The sequence below is a fragment of the Sphaerochaeta sp. S2 genome (genome assembly GCF_016406725.1).
GTDB lineage: Bacteria > Spirochaetota > Spirochaetia > Sphaerochaetales > Sphaerochaetaceae > Sphaerochaeta.
In genome coordinates this window covers 1-8,584 of record NZ_JAEKNT010000095.1, presented here as the reverse complement: position 1 = coordinate 8,584, position 8,584 = coordinate 1, and the positions used below count along the sequence as shown (strand labels likewise).

Annotated in this window: 7 protein-coding genes and 2 tRNA genes; 2 read left to right on the top strand and 7 right to left on the bottom strand. The window is 50.8% G+C overall.

Annotation, left to right across the window (positions count from 1 at the left end):
- A partial coding sequence (ppk1, locus tag JF818_RS02805) for a polyphosphate kinase 1 (RefSeq protein WP_198890470.1) occupies positions 1-1,751 on the bottom strand: 1,751 nt, incomplete at its 3' end.
- Between the two features lie 217 nt (positions 1,752-1,968).
- Between ppk1 and JF818_RS02800 the strand changes: the two genes are divergently transcribed.
- Together JF818_RS02800 and JF818_RS02795 are read left to right on the top strand one after the other, a co-directional pair.
- Entirely contained in the window at positions 1,969-3,168 is a 1,200-nt protein-coding gene (locus JF818_RS02800) for an aminopeptidase (protein ID WP_198890469.1), read from the top strand.
- Complete coding sequence (locus tag JF818_RS02795) at positions 3,165-4,388, top strand: aminopeptidase (protein ID WP_198890468.1); 1,224 nt, start codon at positions 3,165-3,167, stop codon at positions 4,386-4,388. The genes JF818_RS02800 and JF818_RS02795 overlap by 4 nt, the downstream gene beginning before the upstream one ends.
- Here JF818_RS02795 and JF818_RS02790 read toward each other — a convergent pair.
- From JF818_RS02790 to tsaD, 6 genes are all read right to left on the bottom strand, one after another.
- Positions 4,385-5,146: a type III pantothenate kinase gene (locus JF818_RS02790; protein ID WP_198890467.1), complete on the bottom strand. Its 762-nt coding sequence runs from the start codon at positions 5,144-5,146 to the stop codon at positions 4,385-4,387. The two genes, JF818_RS02795 and JF818_RS02790, sit on opposite strands and share 4 nt — an antisense overlap.
- Positions 5,147-5,155: 9 nt before the next feature.
- Positions 5,156-6,793, bottom strand: a complete 1,638-nt coding sequence (locus JF818_RS02785) for an ABC-F family ATP-binding cassette domain-containing protein (RefSeq protein WP_198890466.1) — start codon at positions 6,791-6,793, stop codon at positions 5,156-5,158.
- A gap of 72 nt (positions 6,794-6,865) precedes the next feature.
- Positions 6,866-6,937: transfer RNA gene (locus JF818_RS02780), tRNA-Glu, on the bottom strand.
- A gap of 5 nt (positions 6,938-6,942) precedes the next feature.
- A tRNA-Gln gene (locus tag JF818_RS02775) sits at positions 6,943-7,013 on the bottom strand.
- A 67-nt stretch (positions 7,014-7,080) separates the two neighbouring features.
- Positions 7,081-7,614 carry an adenine phosphoribosyltransferase gene (locus JF818_RS02770; protein WP_198890465.1) on the bottom strand — a complete coding sequence of 178 codons (534 nt, stop codon included), beginning with the start codon at positions 7,612-7,614 and terminating at the stop codon, positions 7,081-7,083.
- Positions 7,615-7,622: 8 nt separating this feature from the next.
- On the bottom strand, positions 7,623-8,584 hold a 962-nt coding region (tsaD, locus tag JF818_RS02765; protein ID WP_198890464.1), incomplete at its 5' end, for a tRNA (adenosine(37)-N6)-threonylcarbamoyltransferase complex transferase subunit TsaD.

Genomic DNA, 8,584 nt, shown 5'->3' with positions numbered 1-8,584 from the left:
ATCAGGGCCTTCCCCCGCACATTGGTTTGCTCCGGGAAGAGGGCCATGGAACAGATTCCCCTGATCATCAAGGTAATGGAGACACCACTTCTCTCTGCCTTGATCAAATGCTTGATCATTCCCTCATCAACCAGGTTGTTCAACTTGAGGGTGATCTCTGCAGGCCTGCCCTCCTTCGCTTCCTCCATCTCCTTCTTGATCAGTGAGATGAAACGCTTACGGGTATGGAAGGGGGAGACTATCAGGTGCTTGAACTTGATATCTGCAAACCCTCGGTCCAGGAGCGTAAAAAGCAGGTCTATCTCCTGGGTAAGATTGGGATTTGAGGTAAGCAGGAGATGGTCACTGTACTGACTTGCCGTCACCTCGTTGAAATTCCCTGTACCGATGATGGCAATCTTCTTTTGTTTCTTGCCACTGTAACGGGTGATGAGCCCAAGCTTGCTGTGCACCTTCATCCCCTCAACCCCACTGATCAGGGTGATGTGGCGTTCACGGGTGAGGGTCTCGGTCCACTGCATGTTGATTTCCTCGTCAAAACGAGCCTGGAGCTCCAGGTACAACACAATCTCCTTTCCGTTCCGTGCAGCATTTCTCAGCGCGTTGATCACATTGGAGTTTTCCGGTACGCGGTAGAGGGTCATCTTGATCCCCTGGACCGTCCTATCCAAAGCAGCTTCACGAAGCAGATCAATGATGCAGTCATAGCTGTGGTACGGAAGTGTCACCAGGTGATCACGCTCATCAATCTGGTCAAGCAGGCTCCTCTCCTCCCTCAATGTATGGTGAGGCAAGGGAGGCTGTTCCTCGAAATACAACTGTTCATTGCCTACCTTGGGAAAATGCAACAGGTCCCTTGCATTGTGATATCGGCCACCCGGTATGATGATCCTGCACTGTTTCAGCTGTGCATGTTCCATGATGTAGTCAAGCATCGGCTTGGGCAACTCACGGTCATAGACAAACCTGACCGGGTCCCCCTGGCTACGTTGCTTGATGGAGGATGAGAGTTTCTCATAGAGACTTCTCGTGATCTCATCAGTCAGGTCATACTCACCGTCCCGGGTTATCTTGATGGTATAGGCATCATAGCAGTCATAACTGAATGCCTTGAAGATGTCTGCCAACTTGAATCTGATTACATCCTCGAGGGCAATGAAGTGATGCCAACCGCCCCGGGAAGGAAGCTTCACATACCGTTGTATCAGATCACTGGGAACCTCGATCAGTGCGTAGCGAAAATCCTTCGGGTCACTCTTGTGGTACATATGGACCGCAAGGTAGAGGGTTACATGCTTGAGATAGGGAAATGGCAGTTTTGGATCCAGGAGAATCGGGAATAAGCGGTTGCGGAGTGTCTGGCGGAAAAAGTCCTGCAGGTAGCGTTTCTGTTCATCGGTTAGTGATGATTCATCCACGATGGATATATGATGAGTCCTCAGAGTCCTGAAGAGTTGCTCAACCACCCTATCCATCCGGTCATTGAGTCGCTTCACTTCCTTGAGAATCTGTTTGATCAAGGTCTTGGGATTCCCGCTCTCCTTGAGCTTGTAGTGCTCTGGGTCGAGGAGAGCACGGTGAATTGAGCCAACCCTCACTGCATAGAACTCATCCAGGTTCGATGAGAATATTCCAATGAACTTCATGCGTTCCATCAAGGGAATATTCGGATTCTCGGCACTCATCAACACCCGTTCATTGAAACTCAGCCATCTCAGTTCGCGATTCACATATTCTTTTTTTGAACCCATCGCTTTGCTCCATGTAGTTTCACTTCCCTACAAAACAAGTATACGGGCCTCCATGAATTCCTGTCCACGTCGAATTATGAGAATTGTGTTAAATATACTGCATTTATGTCAATTTTGTTCCATCTTTTACGGTTTTGGTAGTTTAAGAACCTTCTGATCCCCGAGGGTATGTTCCCCTTCAATTTTTTGGTATATTGAGAGCGTGAACGGAGGATTCATGGAAAATTTGCTTACACAATATGCACGTCTTGTCATCGAGGTGCAATTGAAACTACGTGAGGGTGACAGCCTCTCCATCAACAGCGAGGCAAGTACGCTGACTTTTGCCAGACTGCTTGCCCAGAAGGCCGCACTTGCAACCAGGCAGACGGTCACCATCGTACATACCAACCATGGGAAGGTGGTGGATGCCATACCCATAGAACCAATAGAGAAGGAAATCTTCCGTCCCCCAGTACAGGGAGCCGTCATGTGCCATATTGTCGACCTGGACGAGCACCCATACCTTACGCCAACCGACCTCAACACAGCAGCGGAGGAAGTAACCACCCTGGGGAAATACGGATTGCTCGCCGATCCTGTCTTCCTTGACCGGAGGATTGCCGTGCCCTGGGCCAATATCCCCTATCCAGGCCCCCGATGGGCGTTGCAGTTGCTTGGGACCCAAGCAAGTGAGGAGGATATATGGAGACTTTTCACCACACTCTATCGTATCGAAGATGAGCACGGCTTCCGCTTCTGGGAAGAACAGGGAAACCTCCTGGCATACAGGAAACAAAAACTGAATGAACGCGGACGGTGTAGAATCCGTTTGGTCGGGGACCTTTGGGAGATTGGGGCTACCATGGCCAAGGACACGCTCTGGGCAGGAGGCAGACAAACCCTGCCCAGCCAGCGCTCGTTTTTCTCTTCCCTCCCTGTGCAGGCAATTCATGCTGCCCTGGATGGAAAAAGTGCCAATGGAACCTTCACCTCATCAAGACCCTTTTATGTCCTTGGACAGGAAGTAAAGGGAGCACGGTTCACCGTGGAAGATGGATTGGTCACCGAGTATTCCGCACAGAGTGGCGAAGAAGCACTCACTGCACTCTTCTCTGTTGATGAGAATGCCAAAAGAGTAAGTGAAATCTCACTTGCCGACCACGACACCGTTGAAAGCCACTATCTGGGGAAATCGATCCATCCACACTTTGCACGGGAAATGACCAGCACGATTGTGCTGGGAGGATTCTCCCTGGACAATCTGACCACTCAACAGTATGAAGGTGATATAGAAGAGAGTGCCCTTTGCAGCTCCCTGGTGAGAGTGGTGGTACCTATTGGGGACAGCCATCTTTCGGTAACGCTGCACAGCGAGGATGGGAGCGAGTCATCTGTAATGGAAGAGGGAATATTCACAGAGGAGGGACTGGTATGAACAAACAGGAAATTGAGAGATATGCGGATCTGATCATCAAAGGGGGGATCAACCTACAGAGCGGGAAAGGGGTTGTCATCACCACAGGACCGGGTACCTATTATTTTGCCCGGGAACTGAGCAAGTCAGCTTATCGCCATGGGGCAAGCTATGTGCAGGTCCTGCTTGATGACCTGGATGTCCTCTCAGAGAGATTGAAGCACCAGGATGAAGATGCATTGAAATTCAACCCACATTTCCTCAAGGCATTCGACTACGAGTTTGTCAGTGAGGGCTGGTCCCATATCAGGATCGACAGCACCGAGGAGAGGCTCGACCATGCTCCAATTGATGGAGCGAAGAACCAGATACTGGGAAAGGCAAAACGTCAATTCAGTGAAGCGAAAACCAAGAAGCTGATGCGTCACCAGCTCCCTTGGTGTGTCTGTGTAGCCCCCGGACCCCTCTGGGCAAAGCAGGTACTGGGAGAGGAGGCAACCACTGATGACCTCATGAAGGTCCTGACCCCTATCCTGCTCCTTGACGCAGATGACCCTATCAAGGCCTGGAATGAGAAAGCCTCCCTGCTGAGAAAACGCCAGGAATATCTAAACGGGCTTGGGATCGACACACTGCACTACCAGAGCAGCAAGAGTGACCTGAGGATCGGCTTCACAGAAAGAGCACGTTTCACCGGAGGAAGTGAGACACTCCCCGATGGAAGGGAGTTCTTTGCCAACCTCCCCACTGAGGAAATATTCACCACTCCTGACAACCTCAGGGCTGAGGGATACATCACCACGACCAAACCTGTCGAGGTGCTGAACACCACCACCGAGGAAGTCCGTTTTGTATTCAAGGGTGGAGAGGTGGTTGAGTACCAGGCCAAGAAAGGCCAGGATGCATTGGACAGGTTCTTTGCCATAGATGAGGGCACCCGTAGACTCGGGGAGGTTGCCTTGGTGGATGAGACAAGCCCGATCGCAAAAAGCAATCTTGTCTTCAACTCAATCCTGCTTGATGAGAATGCTTCCTGCCACCTTGCTCTCGGAGAAGGTTATCCCTCTGCGCTCAAGGATGGGGCATCCCTGGATACCAAGGAACAACTGCAACAAGCACATTGCAATACCAGCCTGATGCACATAGACTTCATGGTCGGTTCCCCGGACATGAAAATAACCGCCCATACTCGTGATGGACGGCAAGTGGTGATCATGGAAAACGGGATGTTTACCTTCTAGTTGAGTTCCTGGATGAGTTTCAGACCATCGAGGGTATGCATGGAGGCAATCTGGTTGATCCGGTCAATGAGCGGGGCGATGGTCCTGCTCAGGCCACCTGTTGCTATGACATAGACCTCCTTGCCTATCTCCTGCTCCACTCGCTCGATCATGGTTGTCACCATTCCCGCGTAGCCATACATGATACCGCTCCTGATCGAGTCCTGGCTGTTCTGGCCCAAGACAGAGGGAGGTATCTTCAGTTCTACCTGGGGAAGTTGTGCGGTATTCCCGAAGAGGGCGTTCACCGAAGTAACCAGACCGGGGGCGATGGAGACGCCAAGGACGGAACCATCGCAGTCAACCGTAGCAAGGGTGAGTGCGGTACCAAAGTCCACCACAACCACCGCATGATCAGGGCATGCAAAATGTGCCTGGGCAAGGTTTGCCAACAAGTCACTTCCCAATTCAGCCGGGATGGTCTCTTTTCTCAGACCACTATTCACCCTATGGTCTACCATCAGGGGTTGCACATCGAACAATCTGATGATGTTTTTCTGCATTGACCGGGTCAGGTTGGGTACAACCGAGCTGATCACAGCCCGGTTGATATCATGCTTGAAGAGCTGGGAATGACTCAGCAGGCTCTCCAAGACAACAAAATACTCATCGCTGGTCTTTCGTTGGTCGCTGTAAATCCTGTAGGAGTGTATCCATTTCTGTCCATCATGGACAGCGATCACGATATTCGTATTTCCAATATCTACAGCAAGCAGCATGAGACCTCCTTATAGGGCCATGGCATGATGGGAGCCACTGTACATCTCATCACGCAAGGCTTTGATGGATTCGTCATTGAAATAGTCCTCGAATCCGATCAGCCTGTCAATGACACCGGACGGGGTGAATTCCACGATGCGGTTTGCAATCGATTCAACAAACTGGTGGTCATGGCTGTTGAAGAGCAGGACACCACTGAATTCAATCAATCCATCATTGAGGGCAGTAATGGCTTCCAGGTCAAGATGGCTCGTCGGTTCGTCCAGGATCATGCAATTGGCCTGCTCCAGCATCATGCGTGCAAGAACGACTCTGACCTTCTCCCCTCCACTGAGAACCGTACAGTCCTTCAGTGCCTCATCCCCGCTGAAGAGCATCCTGCCAAGGAAGGAGCGAATGTAGGTATCATCCTTATCACTGCTGTAGGTCCTGAGCCAATCGGTAATGGAGACGTGCTCATTGAAGAGGTGTGCGTTGTTCTTGGGGAAGTATGAGAGGCTGGTGGTCACCCCCCACTCAAAACTCCCTTCATCCGGTTCCATGTTTCCACTGAGAATCTCGAAGAGGATCGTCTTTGCATAGTGGTTCGGTCCAACGAAGGCTACCTTGTCCTCTGCGTTGAGCACCATGGAGAAGTTGTCCAGAATCTTCTCGCCTTCAATGGTCTTGCTCAGGCCCTTGACCTCGAGGATCTTCTTACCCACCTCTCGTTCTGGCTTGAATGCCACATAGGGAAATCTTCTGCTGGACGGCTTGATATCGTCAATGGTGAGCTTATCGATCAGTTTCTTACGGCTCGTTGCCTGTTTTGCCTTTGCCACGTTGCTGCTGAACCGTTGGATGAACTCCTTCAACTCTGAAATCTTCTCTTCCCTGCGCTTTTTCTGGTCCTTCATCTGCTTGGCAGCAAGCTGGCTTGAGAGATACCAGAAATCGTAGTTACCGACATACAGCTGGATCTTGCCGAAGTCAATGTCTGCAATATGGGTACATACAGTGTTCAGGAAGTGACGGTCGTGGCTTACGACAATGACGGTGTTGTCAAAGTTGGAGAGAAACTCTTCAAGCCAGTGGATGGATTCAAGGTCAAGGTGGTTGGTGGGCTCGTCAAGCAAGAGAATGTCCGGGTTGCCGAACAGTGCCTGTGCAAGCAGGACACGAACCTTGATGTTGTCCTCAACCTCATTCATCATCTTCTGCTGCATCTCTGTGTTGATGCCAAGCCCGTCAAGCATCTGTGCTGCCTGGGCTTCGGCTTCCCATCCACCAAGGTCAGCAAAGTCACCTTCGAGCTCAGCAGCCCTCAGTCCATCTTCCTCGGTGAAATCTTCCTTCGAGTAGATGGCATCGCGTTCTTTCATGATCGAGTACAACTGCTCATACCCCATGATGACGGTTTCAAGCACAGAATACTCATTGAAGGCAAAGTGGTCCTGCCTGAGAACGGCCATACGCTGGCCGGAGGAGATGATGACCTCCCCGCTATCAGCCTCGATCTCACCACTGAGAATTTTCAGGAACGTGGACTTGCCTGCCCCATTTGCTCCGATTACCCCATAACAGTTTCCTGGGGTGAACTTTATATTGACTTCCTTGAAGAGTACTTGAGTCCCGTAGGCGAGACCGATGTTTGCAGCTGTAATCATGATTGTGGTTCCTCTTGAATAGTATCCGAAAAAAAAGAGCAACCTGCAAGGCTGCCCCTTCCATATAAACTATAGTTCCTAGGGGAATCGAACCCCTATTTAGAGACTGAGAATCTCCTGTCCTAACCATTAGACGAAGGAACCGGTGCCTGGGATGGAGGGATTCGAACCCCCAAAGGCAGAACCAGAATCTGCAGTGTTACCATTACACTACATCCCAATGTCAAAATCCTGTCGTAGGATACGGAAATGTGTATACTTTGTCAAGTACATGCAGGAATTTCTTCCTACTCTCCGTGATACTCCTGCAAAACGTCCACAGGATGCCCTTCCAGGACTTTTTCATAGTTCAGGAACGGCAACCCAATCACTCCCAGGAACCCTTCGACATGAGCCCCATGTTCCTTGAATATGGTAGCAGCAGCCTGCAGGGTACCCCCGGTTGCAATAAGGTCATCAACGAACAGTACATGGGATCCTTTTTCGATATCCACTTCCTGGACACATACCATATCAGAACCATATTCGAGATCAAACCGTTTCTTGATGGTCTTGTTCGGCAACTTCCCGGGTTTCCTGACAAGAATCAGGGGAAGGGAGAGCCGTTCGGCCAAGGGGGCTGCGAAGACGAATCCGCGAGCTTCAACGGCTGCAATGGAGTCAATCTTCCGTCCCTTACAGAGTTCCTCCAGGCGATCGATACAGTAACGGAAAGCCTCCGGCACTGCAAGAATCCCAGTAATGTCATAGTACAGAACTCCCTGCTTCGGAAAATCGGGAACTTTTCTGATTACACTGTCCAGATCATAGTTAGTGTCCATAGAACCTCTCACTTGGCGTATTGTTTCTTAAATGCTGTAACCCGGGCACTTGGTGCCTCGGAAAAATCACTTCTTATCCCATCTTGGAGATACCGGTAGGCAAGGGCCGCTATCATGGCACCATTGTCGGTGCAGAGCTTCAGAGAGGGGAAGGAGACCTCATAGCCACCCTCCTGCAGGGAGAGCAATTCACTTCTCAGATAACTGTTCGCAGCAACCCCACCCCCGGCACTCAATCGACTAAGCCCTGTTTCCTTCAATGCCTGACGTACCCGTTTCATAAGCATATTCACAGCAGCTCGCTGGAAGGATGCTGCAATATTCTCAGGGCTCTTCTCGCTCTCTCCATCCCAGAAGCTGTCGAGTTGGTTGATCACGGCTGTCTTCAGACCACTGTAGGAGATATCATATGGATGGTCCATGACATTGAGCTTTGGGCCGGGAAACAGAAAAGCAACAGGATTGCCAGTCTTTGCCAAACGGTCAATGGCAATCCCTCCAGGATACCCAAACCCGTAATGCTTGGCGACCTTGTCGAAGGCTTCCCCGATTGCATCGTCTATTGTTGTCCCCAGGACCTCAATGGTATCGTAGTCATCAACGCGACAGATCACCGTATGTCCCCCTGAGACCAGTACCCCAAGATATGGGTAGTCCAGGGGATGTTCGATCTGGGATGCATACAGGTGCGCCCTGATATGATCAATGGTGATAAAGGGAAGGTTCAGGGAAGCAGCAAAGCCCTTGGCAAAGCTTACCCCGACAAGCAGGGACCCCAAGAGTCCAGGACGGCTGGTAACAGCTACTGCATCAATGTCATTGATGGTGAGATGGGCCTTATCAAGGGCCGATTGCACAACCTGGCCAATCCATTCAGTGTGGAGCCGGCTGGCTAGTTCAGGGACAACGCCCTCATAGGGTTTATGGAGTTCAATCTGGGTTGCAATGATATTACTGAGGATGGTATGCC

Bases quoted from the DNA above. Each gene is read 5' to 3' on its own strand.
- JF818_RS02785 (WP_198890466.1), bottom strand. From the start codon at position 6,793: ATGATTACAGCTGCAAACATCGGTCTCGCCTACGGGACTCAAGTACTC.
- JF818_RS02800 (WP_198890469.1), top strand. From the start codon at position 1,969: ATGGAAAATTTGCTTACACAATATGCACGTCTTGTCATCGAGGTGCAA.
- JF818_RS02790 (WP_198890467.1), bottom strand. From the start codon at position 5,146: ATGCTGCTTGCTGTAGATATTGGAAATACGAATATCGTGATCGCTGTC.
- JF818_RS02770 (WP_198890465.1), bottom strand. From the start codon at position 7,614: ATGGACACTAACTATGATCTGGACAGTGTAATCAGAAAAGTTCCCGAT.
- JF818_RS02795 (WP_198890468.1), top strand. From the start codon at position 3,165: ATGAACAAACAGGAAATTGAGAGATATGCGGATCTGATCATCAAAGGG.